Annotated in this window: 17 protein-coding genes; 11 read left to right on the top strand and 6 right to left on the bottom strand. The window is 64.7% G+C overall.

Annotated elements, in window-relative coordinates; genetic code table 11:
* The first annotated feature begins 33 nt into the window (after positions 1–33).
* Positions 34–780, top strand: coding sequence for a GntR family transcriptional regulator (locus CH249_RS26250; RefSeq protein WP_032393533.1), 747 nt, complete (start codon positions 34–36; stop codon positions 778–780).
* A 2-nt stretch (positions 781–782) separates the two neighbouring features.
* Here the strand turns inward: CH249_RS26250 and CH249_RS26245 are convergent, their stop codons facing one another.
* Both CH249_RS26245 and CH249_RS26240 read right to left on the bottom strand, forming a co-directional pair.
* Positions 783–1,247, bottom strand: a complete 465-nt coding sequence (locus tag CH249_RS26245; protein ID WP_094632266.1) for a PTS glucose transporter subunit IIA — start codon at positions 1,245–1,247, stop codon at positions 783–785.
* Positions 1,244–1,474, bottom strand: a complete 231-nt coding sequence (locus CH249_RS26240) for a glucose PTS transporter subunit EIIB (RefSeq protein WP_032393491.1) — start codon at positions 1,472–1,474, stop codon at positions 1,244–1,246. Before CH249_RS26240 ends, CH249_RS26245 begins: the two co-directional genes overlap by 4 nt.
* A gap of 175 nt (positions 1,475–1,649) precedes the next feature.
* Here CH249_RS26240 and CH249_RS26235 point away from each other — a divergent pair, with 175 nt between their 5' ends.
* From CH249_RS26235 to nagB, 3 genes are read left to right on the top strand one after another with little or no spacing between them, the layout of a single operon-like run.
* Positions 1,650–2,897 (top strand): PTS transporter subunit EIIC, encoded by a 1,248-nt coding sequence (locus CH249_RS26235; RefSeq protein ID WP_045194431.1) that lies wholly within the window; start codon positions 1,650–1,652, stop codon positions 2,895–2,897.
* The gene (locus tag CH249_RS26230; protein WP_179273050.1) at positions 2,894–4,078 is read left to right on the top strand and encodes an N-acetylglucosamine-6-phosphate deacetylase; all 1,185 of its coding nucleotides are present in this window, start codon (positions 2,894–2,896) and stop codon (positions 4,076–4,078) included. The genes CH249_RS26235 and CH249_RS26230 overlap by 4 nt, the downstream gene beginning before the upstream one ends.
* Complete coding sequence (nagB, locus tag CH249_RS26225) at positions 4,079–4,861, top strand: glucosamine-6-phosphate deaminase (RefSeq protein ID WP_094682027.1); 783 nt, start codon at positions 4,079–4,081, stop codon at positions 4,859–4,861.
* A 1-nt stretch (position 4,862) separates the two neighbouring features.
* Here nagB and CH249_RS26220 read toward each other — a convergent pair whose 3' ends face one another.
* The 3 genes from CH249_RS26220 to CH249_RS26210 form a co-directional block, all read right to left on the bottom strand.
* Positions 4,863–5,690: a shikimate 5-dehydrogenase gene (locus tag CH249_RS26220; protein ID WP_032393494.1), complete on the bottom strand. Its 828-nt coding sequence runs from the start codon at positions 5,688–5,690 to the stop codon at positions 4,863–4,865.
* Between the two features lie 10 nt (positions 5,691–5,700).
* Positions 5,701–6,423 (bottom strand): HNH endonuclease family protein, encoded by a 723-nt coding sequence (locus tag CH249_RS26215; protein WP_254924453.1) that lies wholly within the window; start codon positions 6,421–6,423, stop codon positions 5,701–5,703.
* 96 nt (positions 6,424–6,519) lie between these two features.
* Positions 6,520–7,425 (bottom strand): NADP-dependent oxidoreductase, encoded by a 906-nt coding sequence (locus CH249_RS26210; RefSeq protein WP_094682026.1) that lies wholly within the window; start codon positions 7,423–7,425, stop codon positions 6,520–6,522.
* Between the two features lie 81 nt (positions 7,426–7,506).
* Between CH249_RS26210 and CH249_RS26205 the strand changes: the two genes are divergently transcribed.
* The 7 genes from CH249_RS26205 to CH249_RS26175 all read left to right on the top strand — a co-directional run bounded on the left by CH249_RS26205 (position 7,507) and on the right by CH249_RS26175 (position 16,559).
* Positions 7,507–10,341, top strand: a complete 2,835-nt coding sequence (locus CH249_RS26205) for a DEAD/DEAH box helicase (RefSeq protein WP_094682025.1) — start codon at positions 7,507–7,509, stop codon at positions 10,339–10,341.
* On the top strand, positions 10,341–11,093 hold the full coding sequence (locus tag CH249_RS26200; RefSeq protein ID WP_094632260.1) for an SWIM zinc finger family protein: 753 nt from the start codon (positions 10,341–10,343) through the stop codon (positions 11,091–11,093). The genes CH249_RS26205 and CH249_RS26200 overlap by 1 nt, the downstream gene beginning before the upstream one ends.
* A gap of 77 nt (positions 11,094–11,170) precedes the next feature.
* Positions 11,171–12,679 (top strand): CoA-acylating methylmalonate-semialdehyde dehydrogenase, encoded by a 1,509-nt coding sequence (locus CH249_RS26195; protein WP_032393499.1) that lies wholly within the window; start codon positions 11,171–11,173, stop codon positions 12,677–12,679.
* A gap of 7 nt (positions 12,680–12,686) precedes the next feature.
* Positions 12,687–13,826, top strand: a complete 1,140-nt coding sequence (locus tag CH249_RS26190; protein WP_032393500.1) for an isobutyryl-CoA dehydrogenase — start codon at positions 12,687–12,689, stop codon at positions 13,824–13,826.
* Positions 13,823–14,881 carry an enoyl-CoA hydratase/isomerase family protein gene (locus CH249_RS26185; RefSeq protein WP_094682024.1) on the top strand — a complete coding sequence of 353 codons (1,059 nt, stop codon included), beginning with the start codon at positions 13,823–13,825 and terminating at the stop codon, positions 14,879–14,881. The genes CH249_RS26190 and CH249_RS26185 overlap by 4 nt, the downstream gene beginning before the upstream one ends.
* Entirely contained in the window at positions 14,878–15,786 is a 909-nt protein-coding gene (gene mmsB / locus CH249_RS26180; protein ID WP_094682023.1) for a 3-hydroxyisobutyrate dehydrogenase, read from the top strand. The genes CH249_RS26185 and mmsB overlap by 4 nt, the downstream gene beginning before the upstream one ends.
* Positions 15,783–16,559, top strand: coding sequence for an enoyl-CoA hydratase (locus CH249_RS26175; RefSeq protein ID WP_094682022.1), 777 nt, complete (start codon positions 15,783–15,785; stop codon positions 16,557–16,559). Before mmsB ends, CH249_RS26175 begins: the two co-directional genes overlap by 4 nt.
* On the opposite strand, the gene CH249_RS26170 is transcribed toward CH249_RS26175, so the two are convergent.
* Positions 16,522–17,409 (bottom strand): hypothetical protein (locus tag CH249_RS26170; protein WP_256988490.1); only part of this gene is annotated, 888 nt, incomplete at its 5' end. The two genes, CH249_RS26175 and CH249_RS26170, sit on opposite strands and share 38 nt — an antisense overlap.

Raw genomic sequence — 17,409 nt, 5'->3', positions numbered from 1 at the left:
GGTTCGGCGAGTGACGGAAAGGCCTGCGCAGTGGTGATGCCCGTACATCTGAGGGACAGTCAGGTCCCCAAGCACGAACAGCTTCGCGCAATTCTGTTGCACCGTTGCACGAAGGAGTTGCAACCCGGCGATCTCATGCCCAGCGAGCGAAAGCTGATGGAGGACTACGGCGTCAGCCGCATCACCGTTCGCGAGGCCATCGGTCAACTCGTCAACGACGGACACCTGGTGCGGGTCCGTGGCAAGGGCACGTTCGTGGCCAGTCGCACCGTGCAGTCTCGTTTGCACCTGGCGTCGTTCTCGGAGGAGATGCGGGCGCAAGGATTGACGCCGACGACGGTTGTGCTGTTCGCGCGGCTCGAAAGCCCCTCGGCGGCAACGACTCGCGCTCTCGGACTGGCCGACGAGGAACAGACCTACCACGTCAAGCGTCTTCGGTTGGCCGATGCCGAACCGGTCAGCGTCGACGACGCGTGGTACCGGGCTTCCTTGCTGCCCGGTCTGATCGAGCACGACCTGAGCAAGTCCGTGTACGAGGCCGTTCAGATTCACTACGGGTTGACCATCGACCGGGCCGAGCAGACCGTCAAAGCCACTGCGGCCGACAGTGATACCGCCACCCTGCTCGGCACCAAGCGCGGTGCCCCCGTGCTGTACTTCGACCGCGTCTCCTTCAGCGGCGACGAGCCGCTCGAACACACCGAGAGTTGGTACCGCTGCGATCGGTATCAACTGTCGATGGAAGTCGAAGGCGGGCGACGCACCTCGCAGCGTCGGTGAGATCAGGGCAGCTCGAACAACAGGTCGCCCACCGCCACGGTGTTGTCGATGCTGGCACTCGTCACCGAATCCGGCTTCGAGTCCATCAGAACCACGGGAACGACATCCGAGTAGCCTGCCGCCGCGATCGCCGCCGGATCGTAGGTGACGACGAGATCGCCGGCCTCGACTCGATCACCCTCTGCTGCGAAGAGTTCGAAGCCTTCGCCCTTCATCTTCACGGTGTCGATACCGATGTGCACCAATACGCCTGCCTTGTTCTCGGTGAAGACGACGAATGCGTGTGGATGGAGTTTGAGGATCGTGCCCGCGACCGGTGAACGAACCTCGACCGACCCGTCGTTCGGGGCCGGGCGCAGTGCGACACCGGAGCCGACCATCTGCGCCGAGAACACCGGGTCCGGCACGTCTGCAAGCGAAATCACCTGGCCGGCAACAGGGCTGAGGATCGCACCGGCGTCGCTCACAGGATGTCGCCGATGTCTTCTGCGAGCGTGTCCGCTTCGGGGCCGACGATGACCTGAACTGCGGTTCCCTTGTGGAAGACGCCGTGGGCACCTGCTGCTTTGAGTGCTGCCTCGTTCACCAACGACCCATCCTTGACCTCGGTGCGCAGCCGGGTGATGCACGCTTCGATCTCGACGATGTTGTCGGCACCGCCGAGGCCTTCGACGATCGCGTCCGCTTTGGACATGTGGGTTCTCGCTTTCTGTGGGCGTACATCTGTCGGGTGGATCACATGTCCGGGTTGACATGTGCTTGCCACCTGGCCAAACTACAACTGGTAATGACCGGACAGTACCCCTGATGGCACCCGGTCACAACAGCGAAAAGCCCCCGAAGGACCAGCCCTCGAAGAGAAGGTCGCCATGACCCCGAAGAAGACTGACTCGGTCGACACCGAGCCGAAGAAGGAATCTCGATCATTGGCCGGGCTGCAGCGCTTCGGTCGCAGCCTCATGCTCCCGATCGCTGTTCTGCCCGCCGCCGGAATTCTCCTGAGACTCGGGCAGGACGACCTGCTGGGTCGATTCAGCGCACTGGAGACCACCGCCGCGGTCATCTCCGCTGCAGGTCAGGCAGTTTTCACCTGGCTTCCCCTCATCTTCGCAGTCGGTATCGCCATCGGCTGGGCCAAGAAGTCCGACGGTTCGACCGCGCTCGCAGCTGTGGTCGGCTACATGGTGATGAACGGAGTCTTCACGGCCATGTCGCCGGTCGTGCTCGACGGAGAGGTCGACGCCAACGGTGACCCCGCCGTGATCGACTACGGCGTCCTGGCAGGCATCGTCATCGGATTGCTCTCGGCGATTCTCTGGCAGCGTTTCTATCGCCAGAAGCTGCCGGACTATCTCGGCTTCTTCAGTGGCCGTCGTCTGGTACCGATCATGACGGCAATCACCGGTCTCGTTGTCGCCGTGATCATGTCGTTCGTCTATCCGCTCTTCTACAGTGCACTCCAGTGGGTGGGCAACACCGTCGCCGACCACAGTGTGGTGGGCAGCGGCATCTACGGCTTCGCCAATCGCATGCTCATTCCCACTGGGCTGCACCACATTCTGAACTCCGTCGTCTGGTTTCTGGTGGGTGACTACCAGGATGCAGGTGGTCAACTGGTCCGCGGCGATCTGAATCGGTTCTTCGCCGGTGACCCGTCCGCGGGAGTGTTCATGACCGGATTCTTCCCGATCATGATGTTCGCTCTTCCCGCTGCGGCATTCGCGATCTATCGCAACGCGAAGCCGTCACAGAAGAAGCTCGTCGGCGGAATCATGTTGTCCACGGGCCTGACTGCGTTCGTCACCGGTATCACCGAGCCGCTCGAATACTCGTTCATGTTCGTCGCCTGGCCGCTCTACATCATCCACGCGGTGTTGACCGGAACGTCGATGGCCCTGTGCAATGCCCTCGGGATCCACGACGGTTTCTTCTTCTCCGCCGGCGGCATCGACTATCTGCTCAACTACGGAATCGCAACCAAAGCGTGGCTGCTCATCCCGATCGGCCTGGTGTACGCGGTGATCTACTACTTCTTGTTCAGCTTCGTCATCAAGAAATGGAACCTGCGCACCCCTGGACGTGAGGACGACGCAGTGCTCGAACCCGATCGGGCATGACCGCATCCACCACGACCACTCACCGCGGGCGGGTCGTCACGCGCGACCAGGTGATCGAGGACGGCGTGGTCGCGTGGACGGGAGACCGGATCTCGTGGGTCGGACCGGCATCGGCATGGCCCGGTCAGGCTGTACCGCAGACGGATTCGACGATCCTCCCTGGTTTGGTCGATCTGCACTGCCACGGCGGGGCGGGGGCATCTTTCCCGGATTCACCTGCCGTCGATCTCATGACGGCGGTACGGCATCATCGCTCACGCGGGACCACGACGATGCTCGCATCACTGGTGTCGGCACCGCCGGAACGGCTGATCATGCAGACATCGCTTTTGGCCGATCTGTACGAGACCGGTGATGTCGCCGGAGTCCATCTCGAGGGGCCGTTCCTGTCGGTCGACCGCTGCGGCGCGCAAGACCCCGCGTCGCTGCGCAGCGGCGATCCCGGACTTCTCCGCGACATTTTGAGCGCGGGCCGGGGCGCGGTGCGGTCGATGACCCTTGCACCCGAGATCGACGGCTTCACCGCCGTCGCAGAGATGTTGCGAGAGAACGGGATACTGCCCAGCATCGGCCACACGGACGCCGATGCGCTCACCACCCGACGCGGAATCGAGTCGCTGGGGGACGGTCCGATCACGGCCACACACCTGTTCAACGGAATGCCTACCTGGCATCATCGGGCGCCGGGCCCGGTGAGCGAGTGTCTGGCCGCTGCGGCGCGCAACGCGATGGTGCTCGAATTGATAGGCGACGGAGTGCATCTCGCCGACGAGACCGTCCGCGCGGTGTTCGATCTCGTCGGTGGTGCACACATCGCGCTGGCCTCCGACGCGATGGCCGCGGCCGGAATGTCGGACGGTCGCTATCGACTCGGACCACTGGATGTGACCGTCCGACACTCGGTAGCGCGGTTGTCCCGCGACACCGACAGCGAGACCGCTCCGATCGCGGGCGGGACCGCAACCGTCCTGGACCTGCTACGCCGCGCCGTGCTGAACGCCGGCGTGCCATTGGTCGAGGCGGTACTGGCCGCGTCGTCGACTCCTGCCGCGTCGATCGGCCTCGACTCCGACGTCGGTCACCTCGAACCAGGCATGCGAGCCGACGTATTGGTGGTCGACCCGGCCTTCGAACCACTGCGGGTGATCAGAGGCGGAACTGCAATCGGAGAGGACAGCTAGATGGAGGTCGTGATCCTCGACGGGGCCGACGCGGTGGACCGAACAGCCGCCGACGTCGTCGAACGAGTCGCACGAGTCGGCTCCACTCCTGTACTGGGACTGGCAACCGGGTCCACCCCGGTGGGCACATATCGCGAATTGGCGCGACGGCATCGGGACGACGGCCTGTCGTTCGCGCGATGCCGCGCCTTCCTGCTCGACGAGTACATCGGACTGGCGAAAACAGCAGAGCAGTCCTATTTCTCGTTCATTCGCGAGAACTTCGTCGACCACGTCGATCTGGACGACACCGCGGTCTTCTCGCCCGACGGCGAAGCGGACGACATAGCTGTGGAGGCGCAGCGGTACGACGCGGCGATCACCGCCGCAGGCGGCATCGATGTTCAGATACTCGGAATCGGCACAGACGGGCACATCGGTTTCAACGAGCCCGGATCGTCGCTGAGATCTCGAACGCGGGTGAAGACGCTGACCGAACAGACTCGCGTCGACAACGCCCGATTCTTCGATTCGCCCGAGGACGTGCCGCATCACGTACTGACCCAGGGGCTGGGCACCATCGACGAGGCGCGTCACCTGCTGTTGATCGCAACAGGGCAGTCGAAAGCGGACGCGGTGGCGGCGGCCGTGGAAGGACCGTTGTCGGCGCACTGCCCGGCGTCGGCGATCCAATGGCACCCGCACGCAACGGTGCTGCTGGACGAGGCCGCGGCGTCGTCGCTCGCACTCGCGGAGTACTACCGGTACGCCTATGCCAACAAGCCCCGGTGGCAGCACCTGTGAGTCAGCTGCGCGAGAACTCCGATGCGCGCGCGATCTGTTCGTCCGACGGCCGAACTCCGGTGTAGAGAACGAACTGTTCTGCAGCCTGGAGCGCGATGACCTGAGCGCCGGTGATCACGGGCTTGTTCGCCGCCCGAGCGGCAACGATCAGCGGCGTTTCCGACGGCATGGCGACGACGTCGAACACGGCATTCGCTGCATCGATCTGCTGCTCGGTGAACGGTGCCGAATCGGCATCCGGCCCTCCGGCCATACCCACCGGGGTCACGTTCACGAGCAGGTCTGCGCCCACCGCTTCGGCCGACCAGTCGTAGCCGTAGGTCTCGGCGAGGGCAGGGCCGGTGTTCGCGTTGCGGGCGACGACGGTGCCCCGGGTGTAGCCCGAATCCCGAAGTGCGGCAACGACGGCCTTGGCCATCCCGCCGCTGCCGGTGACGGCCACCGAGTAGTCGGTCGAGAAGCCACTCGCGGCGAGCAGATTCGCGACGGCCTGGTAGTCGGTGTTGTAGGCGTGGAGGACGCCGTTCTCGTTGACGATCGTGTTGACGGATTCGATGGCGCTTGCCGACTCGTGCATCACGTCGACCAGTTCGATCACGTCTTCCTTGAACGGCATGGAGACGGCGCAGCCTCGGATGCCCAGGGCGCGAACGCCCCCCACTGCGGCGGCGAGATCGGTGGTGGTGAACGCCTTGTAGACGAAGTTCAGGCCCAACTCGTCGTAGAGATAGTTGTGGAAGCGAGTTCCGATGTTGCTCGGTCGGCCGGACAAGGACATGCAGAGCTGCGTCTCACGGTCGAGGACGCTGCGCGGGTGTGCTGTTGCCATCGCTCAGACGTTACGCCGCGCACGTCGAGGCGACCGAAGCGAGAACACCCTGATCGGCCTGGGTGATCGGTAACTCGTACTGCGCAGCGACCGACAGATACTTACCCGCATAGAAGCAGTGGTAGGCCGCGTTCGGTGGCAGCCATTGCGAGGGTGTCTTGTCACTCTTGCTCTGATTGTCCGCTCCGTTGACCGCGAGCAGATTGAACGCCACGTCGTTGGCGAACCGAACGCGCTTGTCGGGCAACCACGTGTTCGCGCCCATGTCCCATGCAGCGGACAGCGGGTAGACGTGATCGATCTGAATCTTTCCGGCGTCCGACTTGGTGAACTGGATCGGCTCACCGGAGTACGGATCTGCGAGCGAACCCGACAGCACGACGCAGTCGCGGGTGCCTGCGCGGAACTCGACCTCGGTCATCGACAGCGCCAGGACGTTGTCGCGGGTACCGCAGCCGTCGTGACCACCCGGCCCGTCGTAGTCGTCGGTCCACGCCGGGCCGAACACACACCCTTCGCCGCTCTTGCACCCGCGCTCGTAGCCGAGGGCATCGGGCCTGGCCGCGACCACGCGAACCTGGGCGAGCAACTGCTCGATCTGAGTACGCGTGGGACTGCCGGGAGCGGGTTGGGCGGGTGTGAAGCCGGGGATGACGGACCGCTCGCACGAGCCGAACACGGCCATCACTGCCGCAGCGAGCACAAGCAGTACCGCGACCCACAGTTTTCTCACGCACGCCCCATCGTCGATCTCCGTACTCGGTCATCGGTCCTCGCGACAGCAGTGTGCCGGAAGGTACCGACAGTGATCCCCGCACCCGTCTCGGTGTCAGCGAACTTCGACGACGACCTTGCCGAGCACGTGTCCGTTCTCCACGAGGGCGAGAGCCTCGCCCGCACGCTCGAGGGGGAAGGCATGGTCGATACGTGGACGAATGACGCCCGACGCGGTCAGGTCCGCCAGCCGCGCGAATGCTGCGGTGGTGCGGTCGCGATCGACTCCGGATCCGTCCCACTGCGCCGCGAGCATCGGGTCTGCGACGCTGACGATCGATACCCCCGCCGTCAGTGCGGTCGCCGCGGCGCGCAAGGTCTCGCCTCCGACGAGATCGACGATGCCGTTCACCTTTCGCGAGATCGAATCGACGAAGTCTCCGCCGGAGGCGACGAATTCGGCTCCGAGGCTCTCGATCCACTCCTGTTTGCCAGTACTCGCAACTGCGAGAACGTCGATACCGTCGGCTCGCGCGAGTTGCAGAACGGCCGAACCCACGCCGCCACCCGCACCGAGCACCAGGATGGAATCGCCCGCACCGACGGCCAGTCGGCGCAGCGCGTCGTACGCGGTCCCGGCAGCCACCGGCAGGGTGGCCGCCGCTGCCCACGAGACGGTCTCCGGCTTGTGGGCAGTGCTCGATGCGTTGAGCACCGTGTACTGCGCGTACCCTCCGTGTCCCGAGGCGGTGGCCCCGAACACATGGTCACCCACCGAGAAATCGGCCACACCCGCGCCGGCCGTCACGACGGTGCCCGATACTTCCCGACCCAGAACCGCGGGCAAGGTGATCTGCACGGTGTCTTTGCGATTGCCCGCCCGCACCTTCCAATCCGCAGGATTGACCCCGGCGGCGTGGACCGCCACGAGAATCTGCCCCGGTCCCGGCTCGGGGACGGGTAGGTCGAGAAGGTACTCGGTGTCGGGTCCGCCGTATTCGCTGAAGCCGTACGCGATCATGCATCCACTGTGCCTCACCGAGCGACGTGCTCGGGAGTGCCTCACCCGAGGTGTGTCGGTGCTTGCTGGTTGGATGGACCGATGCTGCACGGTCTCTGGTCTCCCGGTGCCGGGCTGATGCTGTGGGACGACGAGATCTCCATCGGCGACGAACCCGATCTGCCGCCGACACACGCGCACGTCCTCACCCGACCGTTCCGGCACCGTGCTGCGGTGTCGTTTCCGGCACCCGGGCGCAGTGCCACCGCGCAGGCCCCGGTGCAGGTTCCGGCCATTGCGCTCGCCCCGCACGACGGTGCCGATCTGCTGTTGCGGACGCCGTCCGAGCACGCTTCGATTTCCGGCGATCTCCGGTACCTGGCGCACGTCGCCCGCGGAATCGAACGCTGGGTTCGCGGCGGTCGTGTGGTTCCTGCTCTGAAGTTGATGGACGGGCAGTGGTGGCCACGGTGGCGTCTGGTCGGGGGTGAACGTCAACGGGCCTGGCTGAGCGAACTCGCCGTCGCGATGCCGTCGGTGCAGCGTGCGGGAGAGCGGCCCAAGAAGATCCTCGACGACATGGTGGAGGAGCTCACCGATCCGATCGTCAGATCGGTTCTGGGTAGGCCCGACTCGGAGCATCCGCTGTTGTCCGCTCTGATTCGCGACCACCCGTACTTGGATGGCACCCAACAGATGTCGACGTTGCTCGACAACTGGCGCGCAAGCCTCACCGTCGACGAGCCGTCCCTGGTGCTACGCCTGCTCGAACCCGATGACGACGATGGCGTCGTCGACAGTTCCTCCGAGGAATCAGCGGAGTCGTTCTGGACGCTGCAGGTGTGTCTGCGAGCGGATGGTGAAGCGCCGCGGCCGGTCCCGATGAGCCGTAAGGTCGATGCAACCCTGCTCTCGATCGCCGTGCGCAAGCTCGGTGAGGCCGTGGCGGCGTACCCGAGACTGCGTGATCTGCCGTCTCAAGAAGGCACCCTCGATCTGTTGCTTCCGACGTCGGTGGTCATCGACCTCGTCGAACACGGTGCGACGGCGCTGCAGGCCACCGGAACGACGGTTCTGCTTCCTCGGGCCTGGACGAGGTTGGATCCGTCGATGAGGCTGCGCGTCGATTCGCCTGCGGTGACGAAAGCGGCCGCCGATCGGGCGGTCGGCATGGACGAACTGGTGTCGTACGACTGGCAACTCCAACTCGGCGACATGGTGCTCACCGAGGCGGAGATGAACAGACTCGCCGTCTCGAAGGGCGATCTCGTTCGACTCCGCGGGCAGTGGGTACTGGCCGACGGCGGTCAGCTCGCACGAGCCGCCAAGTACGTCGCCGAGCATCACGGCGACGGGACTGCCCTGAGCACGCTGATGCGCGAGATGACGCTGGCCGACCCGCCGCCGGCTCCGGTCCAGGACATCAGAGCCACCGGATGGGCAGCGACGTTGCTCGAGCCCGGTGCGGTGCCCGAGACGATCCCCGTACCGGCCGGTGTGAACGCAACCCTGCGGCCGTATCAGCAGCGTGGGCTCGATTGGCTCGCGTTCATGAGTCGGCTCGGTCTCGGGGCTGTACTCGCCGACGACATGGGGCTCGGCAAGACGTTGCAGGTGTTGACACTGCTCGCGCACGAGAAGAGTTCGACGCCGACGCTGCTGGTGGCACCGATGTCGGTGGTCGGCAACTGGCAACGTGAGGCGGCGAAATTCACCCCGGCACTGCGAGTTCTGGTGCACCACGGCCCGGCTCGGTCCAAGGGCGACGAGCTGGACCGGGCGATCGCAGAGCACGATCTGATCGTCACCACCTACGCGCTGATGGCGAAGGATCGCGCGCAGCTGTCCGAGCAGACGTGGCGTCGGGTGGTCCTCGACGAGGCGCAGCACATCAAGAACTCGGGCACCGTTCAGGCCAAGGCGGCGCTCGCGATCCCTGCGGATCACAAGTTGGCACTCACCGGAACACCGGTCGAGAATCGTCTGGACGAGCTGAGGTCCATTCTCGACTTCGCCAATCCGGGCATGCTCGGTAGGCCGTCGGACTTTCGGAAGCGATTCTCGGTTCCGATCGAGCGCGAGAACGACGAGAGCGCGGTCTCGCGTCTGCGCGCCATCACCTCGCCGTTCATTCTGCGTCGTGTCAAGACCGATCCGACGGTCATCTCGGATCTGCCCGAGAAGAACGAGATGACCGTGCGCGCCAACCTGACAGCCGAGCAGGCCGCGCTGTACAAGGCGGTCGTCGACGAGATGATGGCGCAGATCGCCGACGCGAAGGGCATGAAGCGCAAAGGTGCGGTGCTGTCCGCGCTCACTCGTCTCAAGCAGGTGTGCAACCATCCCGCCCACTTCCTGTCCGACGGCTCACCGGTGCTCAAGAGGGGGCAGCATCGCTCGGGCAAGATCGGTCTGGTGGAGGACATGCTCGACTCGATTCTGGGCGACAACGAGAAAGCGTTGCTGTTCACCCAGTTCCGGGAGTTCGGTGAGCTCATGGCACCGTACTTCGCCGAACGATTCGGGACCGACCTGCCGTTCCTGCACGGCGGCGTGAGCAAGTCCAAGCGCGACGAGATGGTGGAGAAGTTCCAGAGCGGGAACGGTCCGCCGATCATGATGCTCTCGCTCAAGGCCGGCGGTACCGGCTTGAACCTCACAGCCGCCAATCATGTCGTTCATCTTGATCGTTGGTGGAACCCGGCGGTGGAGAACCAGGCGACGGACCGGGCCTTTCGCATCGGGCAGCGCAAGAACGTCGAGGTGCGAAAACTGCTGTGCGTGGGCACCGTCGAGGAACGGATCGATTCGATGCTCGTCTCCAAGCAGGATCTGGCGAATCTGGCGGTGGGCACCGGCGAGAACTGGGTGACCGAGATGGACACCGCGGAGCTGCAGGAACTGTTCCGCCTCAGCGAGGACGCGGTGGGGGAGTGATGGTCGACTTCTCGCAATACGGGAAACGGCGAAAAGCCAAGGGCGGCATCGAGTCCAGGAACAAACGCGGTGCATTCGGGCAGACGTGGTGGGGCAGGCATTTCGTGTCGGCCATGGAAGACCTCGCGGATCCGGGTCGGATAGCGCGTGGCAGAACGTATGCGCGCCAAGGGCAGGTGCTCACTCTCGGTGTCGAGCGCGGGCAGATATACGGCGAGGTGCAGGGCAGTCAGCTCGAGCCGTTCTCGGCCTCGGTCACCGTCGACCCGCTCACGCAGGGTGAGGTTGCCGCGCTCGTCGGCAGGGTGCGATCGAACCCCGGCATGCTGGCCGAGCTGGCCTCCAATGCCATTCCGCAGGCACTGGCGTCGGTATTGCTGCCGCACGACAAGGGGCAGCTCGATTTCGACTGCACCTGCCCCGACGACGGCTGGCCCTGCAAACATGCGGCGGCTCTGATGTACATCGCTGCCGAGCACATCGACGCGTCCGCCGCCACCATCCTGACGCTGCGTGGCGTCGATCTCGATCAACTGATCGAGGGTGTCGGTGACGGGGACGACGAGTTCGACCCCGACGACTGGTTCGCCGATCGCGCATCGTTCTCGGAACTTCCCCAGGTGTCGTTCGCTCCGGCGGTCGACGATCTCGATCCGTTGATCCTGCGCCGAATCTTCCGCGCCGACGGCTCCACCGAGGCCGAGGTCAGTCGTGCCGTCGCCGATCTGAGGCAGTTCTACGACCGGATGTGACCACTCCTGGACTTACGTGGACATCCGACTATAGGATGGGCGTACTTCACTTCCACGCTCGAGGACGGACAAATTCCATGGCTCGCGAACTCACGCACTTCATCGGCGGCAAGCATGTCGCAGGCACCTCCGGAAAATTCGGGGATGTCTTCGATCCCAACACCGGCGAGGTTCAGGCCCGGGTTCCCCTGGCCGACGTATCCGAGGTCGAGGCCGCGATAGCCGACGCCGAACAGGCGCAGCGTGAATGGGCAACCTGGAACCCGCAGCGTCGCGCCCGAGTGTTGATGAAATTCCTCGCGCTGGTCACGCGCGACACCGAAGAGCTCGCTCGTCTGCTCTCCTCCGAGCACGGTAAGACCATCGCCGACGCCAAGGGCGACATTCAGCGCGGCGTCGAGGTCGTCGAGTTCGCCGTCGGTGTCCCACACCTGCTCAAGGGTGAGTACACCGAGGGTGCGGGCGGCGGAATCGACGTCTACTCGATGCGTCAGCCACTCGGCGTCGTAGCCGGAATCACCCCGTTCAATTTTCCCGCGATGATTCCCCTGTGGAAGGCCGGCCCGGCCATCGCCTGCGGAAACGCGTTCATTCTCAAGCCCTCCGAGCGTGACCCGTCCGTTCCGCTCAAGCTCGCCGAACTCTTCCTCGAGGCAGGACTTCCGCCGGGTGTGTTCAACGTCGTCAACGGCGGCAAGGATGCCGTCGACGTGCTCCTCACCGACGACCGCGTCAAGGCGATCGGCTTCGTCGGTTCGACCCCCATCGCGCAGTACATCTACGAGACGGCAGCCCAACACGGCAAGCGAGCGCAGTGCTTCGGTGGAGCCAAGAACCACGCCCTGGTGATGCCCGACGCCGATCTCGACGAGGTCGCCGACGCACTGCTCGGTGCCGCCTACGGTTCGGCAGGTGAGCGTTGCATGGCGATCTCCGTCGCGGTACCGGTCGGGGAGGAGACTGCCGACGCGTTGGTCGCCAAACTGACCGAGCGAGTGGCGAAGCTGAAGATCGGCCGCAGCGACGACGAGAGCGCGGACTTCGGGCCGCTCGTGGGCAGCGATGCGCTGAAGAGGGTCAACGACTACACCCAGATCGGTGTGGACGAGGGTGCCGAGCTCGTCGTCGACGGACGCGGTTTCAGCCTCGAAGGCCATGAGAACGGATTCTTCGCCGGCGCAACGCTGTTCGACAAGGTGACCACCGACATGCGGATCTACAAGGAGGAGATCTTCGGACCCGTCCTTATCGTCGTCCGCGCCAAGGACTACGAGGATGCTCTGCGCTTGCCCACCGAGCACGAATACGGCAACGGGGTCTCGATCTTCACCCGTGACGGCGATACTGCTCGCGACTTCTGCTCCCGTGTCCAGGTGGGCATGGTCGGCGTCAACGTACCGATTCCGGTGCCGATCGCCTACCACACCTTCGGTGGTTGGAAGCGTTCGGGATTCGGTGATCTGAACCAGCACGGGCCCGATTCGATTCGCTTCTACACCAAGACCAAGACGGTCACCCAGCGCTGGCCGTCGGGCACCAAAGAAGCAGTTGCACAGAATCACTTCGTCATTCCGAACATGGACTGATCCGGCGATGTTCACCTTGAACGAGGACGAGCGAGCGATCAACGACACCGCTCGCGAATTCGCCGACGAGTTCCTGGCACCGAATGCCATCGAATGGGATCAGCAGAAACACTTTCCGGTGGACGTGCTGCGCAAGGCAGCGGGACTGGGAATGGGCGGCATCTACATTCGCGAGGATGTGGGTGGATCGGGTCTGACCAGAGTCGATTCGGTGCGGATCTTCGAGCAGTTGGCCACCGGTGACCCGTCCATCGCGGCGTACATCTCCATTCACAACATGGTCGCGTGGATGATCGACACGTACGGCAACGACGAGCAACGGCAGCGTTGGCTCCCGGGCCTGTGCGCGATGGATCAGCTGGGGAGCTACTGCCTCACCGAGCCGGGCGCGGGATCCGACGCCGCGATGCTCGGCACCAAAGCTGTGCGTGACGGTGACGAATATGTGCTGGACGGCGTCAAGCAATTCATCTCCGGCGCGGGCACATCCGAGGTGTACGTCGTGATGGCGCGCACCGGTGCACCAGGGCCGCGCGGCATCTCGGCGTTCATCGTGCCGAAGGACTCCGCGGGACTCTCGTTCGGAGCCAACGAGAAGAAGATGGGCTGGAATGCCCAGCCCACCCGGCAGGTCGTTCTCGAAGGAGTCCGCATCCCGGCCGAGAACCTGCTCGGCAACGAGGGCGACGGGTTCCGTATCGCGATGAACGGACTCAACGGAGGGCGCATCAACATCGCGGCATGTTCGATCGGCGGCGCGCAGTCCGCTCTCGACAAGGCCGTTGCCTACCTCGCCGAGCGCAAGGCGTTCGGGGCGCGGTTGCTCGATGCGCAGGCGCTCCAGTTCCGACTCGCCGATTTCAAGACCGAACTCGAAGCCGCCCGCACGTTGCTGTGGCGGGCCGCGGACGCGCTGCAGAACGACGCGCCGGACAAGGTCGAAATGTGCGCTATGGCAAAGCGTTTCGGAACCGACACCGGATTCGAGGTCGCCAACGGAGCGCTGCAACTGCTCGGCGGCTACGGCTATCTCAGCGAGTACGGCGTCGAGAAGATCGTTCGTGACCTTCGGGTGCACCAGATTCTGGAAGGGACCAACGAAATCATGCGGGTGGTCGTCGCTCGGTCGATCGTGGGTGCCGCATGAGCGACGTGATCCTCGAGGTCTCCCGCGGTATAGGTCGAATCACCTTGAACCGCCCCAAAGCCATCAATGCGCTCGACCATGCGATGGTTCGCGAGATCGCACCGGCGTTGGCGCAGTGGGCAACCGACGACGCTGTGGACGTCGTCCTGCTGACCGGAGCAGGTGAGCGCGGACTGTGTGCAGGCGGCGACATCGTCTCCATCTACCACGACGCCAAGGACGGCGGCAGCGGTAGCAAGGACTTCTGGCGCGAGGAGTACATCCTCAACGCCGCGATCGCTCGGTTCCCCAAGCCGTTCGTGGCCATCATGGACGGCATCGTCATGGGCGGAGGCGTCGGACTCTCGGCACATGCCAACACTCGCATCGTCACCGAACGATCGAAGATCGCGATGCCCGAGGTGGGAATCGGATTCGTTCCCGATGTGGGTGGCACGTACCTGCTCTCGCGTGCGCCGGGCGAGATCGGCACTCACTTCGCGCTCACCACGGCGCGGATGAATGCTGCCGACGCCATCGCGGTCGGCTTCGCCGATCACTACATCCCCTCCGACAAGCTCGAGGACTTCTACTCGGCACTCGAGACGGTCAGCGTCGGAGAGGCCGTCGCGACGTTCAGCGAGCCGGCACCGGAGTCCACGATTGTCGGTCAGCAGGGGTGGATCGACGAGTGCTACGCCGGCGACGACGTTCAGGGCATCGTGGACGCTCTTGCCGCCAGCCCAGTGCCCGAGGCGCAGAAGTCGGCGCAGGACATCGCGTCCAAATCACCTGTGTCGCTGGCTGTGACACTGAGATCGCTGCGTCGTGCCGCGACGCTGCCGACGCTGGAGTCGGTACTCGACGAGGAATACCGCGTGTCGGTCGCGTCGCTGAGCAGCCACGACCTCGTCGAGGGAATCCGAGCACAGGTGGTCGAGAAGGACCGCAACCCGCAATGGCAACCGCGTACGTTGGCAGACGTCACACCCGAGGACGTCGACCGGTACTTCGCGCCCCTCGGGGACGCGGAGCTGGGCCTGTCGAACGCACACACAGAAGGTGAGCAGTCATGAGCGAGAAGACGATCGGCTTCATCGGCCTCGGCCACATGGGTGGACCGATGGCCGCCAATCTGGTTGCGGCCGGCTACACGGTGCAGGGCTTCGACCTGGTTCCCGCCGCGCTCGAGCAAGCCACGAAGGACGGCGTCACCGTGATGGAATCGGCCGTGGCCGCCGTCGCCGATGCCGAGATCGTCATCACGATGCTGCCCAACGGCAGACTGGTACTGGGGTTGTACGCGGACCTGCTGCCCGCTGCCGCGCCGGGTACGTTGTTCATCGATTCCTCGACCATCGACGTCGCCGATGCGCACACCGCCCACAAGCTGGTGCACGAGGCAGGACACCGCAGTCTGGACGCGCCGGTTTCCGGCGGAGTCGGGGGAGCGGCCGCAGGAACACTGACCTTCATGGTCGGCGGTTCCGAGGAGGATTTCGCCTCTGCTGCAGAGGTTCTCGACGTCATGGGTCGCAAGGTGGTGCACTGCGGTGCAGCAGGCAACGGCCAGGCCGCAAAGATCTGCAACAACATGATTCTCGGAGTGTCGATGATCGCCATCAGTGAGGCCTTCGTGCTGGGGGAGAAGCTGGGGCTGAGCAATCAGGCACTGTTCGACGTGGCGTCGACTGCGTCGGGTCAATGTTGGGCACTGACGACGAATTGCCCGGTGCCAGGACCGGTCCCGACGAGCCCTGCCAACAACGAGTACAAGCCCGGCTTCGCGGCGGCTCTCATGGACAAGGACCTGGGTCTGGCTGCCAATGCACTGCGCGACAACGGTGTCGAGGGTGTCCTCGGCCTACGGGCGGCCGAGTTGTACTCTCGGTTCAAGGAAACATCCGGGGGCGGCACCGATGTCGACTTCTCCGGCATCATCAACGACATCCGCGAGCGCTCGAACGGAGCAGGCCAGTGAGTGACTACGAGACGATTCTGCTCGAGCGTCGGGGACGCGTCGGCATCATCACACTCAATCGTCCCAAGGCGCTGAACGCGCTCAACTCCGAGCTGATGCGCGAAGTGGTTTCGGTGGTCGAAGAACTCGACGCCGACTCCGGCATCGGTGCCATCCTGATCACCGGCTCCGAGCGAGCCTTCGCGGCCGGAGCCGACATCAAGGAGATGCAGCCCAAGTCCTACATGGACGTGTACCTCGACGACTTCTTCGCGGCGTGGGATCGACTTGCGTCGGCTCGGACGCCGTTGATCGCAGCGGTCTCCGGTTACGCGCTCGGCGGCGGGTGTGAACTCGCGATGCTGTGCGATGTCCTGATCGCCTCGGACACCGCGGTATTCGGACAACCCGAGATCAAGCTCGGCGTCATCCCGGGAATCGGCGGGTCGCAGCGCCTGACGCGAGCGGTGGGCAAGGCCAAGGCCATGGAGATGTGCTTGACCGGTCGCAACATGAAGGTCGAGGAAGCCGAGCGAGCCGGACTGGTCTCGCGCATCGTGCCGGTTGCCGATCTGCTCGACGACGCCGTCGCGACCGCGACCACCATCGCCGAGATGTCGCTACCGGTTGCCCAGATGGCGAAGGAAGCGGTGAACCGATCGTTCGAGTCCAGTCTGCGCGAGGGTGTTCTGTTCGAGCGCCGCGTGTTTCACTCGACTTTCGCCACCGAGGATCAGAAGGAAGGTATGTCGGCCTTCATCGAGAAGCGGACGCCGAACTTCCAGCACCGGTAGCGGCGGGCTCCACTCTCGGTGCCGTCCTACCTGTCGGGGACAGGAGGGCGGCCCCGCGGGCCGAGACCAGCTCCGGCATCGACGGCACCAGCGTCGTCAGACCGGTACGCAGCTCGAGAGAACGCGCAATCGAGGTGATGTTCGCACCGCCGCCCACCACGACGATGGACTGCGGTCTGGCACCGGACAATTGGATGGTCTGCTCCACCAGCATGCCCGCATACCGCACCGGTCCTGCGATCAGATCGTCGAAGTCGCGCCGAGTGAGCACATGCCGCGCAGTACCGGACGGATCGGTGGTGCTGACGACGGAGTCCACGCTCAACTGCTCCTTGATGGACCGGCTGGCGTCGATTCCGACGCGAACGCCGTTGGACGAGAGCAGCCTGCGAACCGAGTGATCGAGATCGTCGCCGCAGAACGTGGCAGTGCGCCGCGTCATGAGGGTGCGAGTGGACGCGAGATCGATGACGGTGACCGTGGTGCCGGTGCTACCGATATCGCACAACACGGTGACGCCGTGATTGGGCACCAGCCCGATGAAACGCAGATACCGCACTTGCGCAGCAGTTTCCGGCACGAGCGACGCGGTGCGGGCCGTACCTCGGGTGGCGACTGCGCCTGGATCGGTGGCAACTCGATAGGCGATGGCCGAGAACTGCACCGGCAGCGACATCGTCGCTGCGATCGAGTGGATGGCGTCGACACCGGTGGCGATCGTGGCGGACAGCGACTGCCCGGGCGTGCGGCGCACCGTCCGCGACACGATGGGGGTTCGATGGGGACTGTCCAGATACGTCAGAATTGCGCGTGCACCGTGCGCACCCGCCCCGACCCCCAACACCAGCAC

This window comes from Rhodococcus sp. 05-2255-3B1, assembly GCF_002258545.1.
Classification (GTDB): Bacteria; Actinomycetota; Actinomycetes; order Mycobacteriales; family Mycobacteriaceae; genus Rhodococcoides.
Note: the sequence above shows the minus strand (reverse complement) of the source record. Positions and strands in the feature narration are given on the sequence as shown.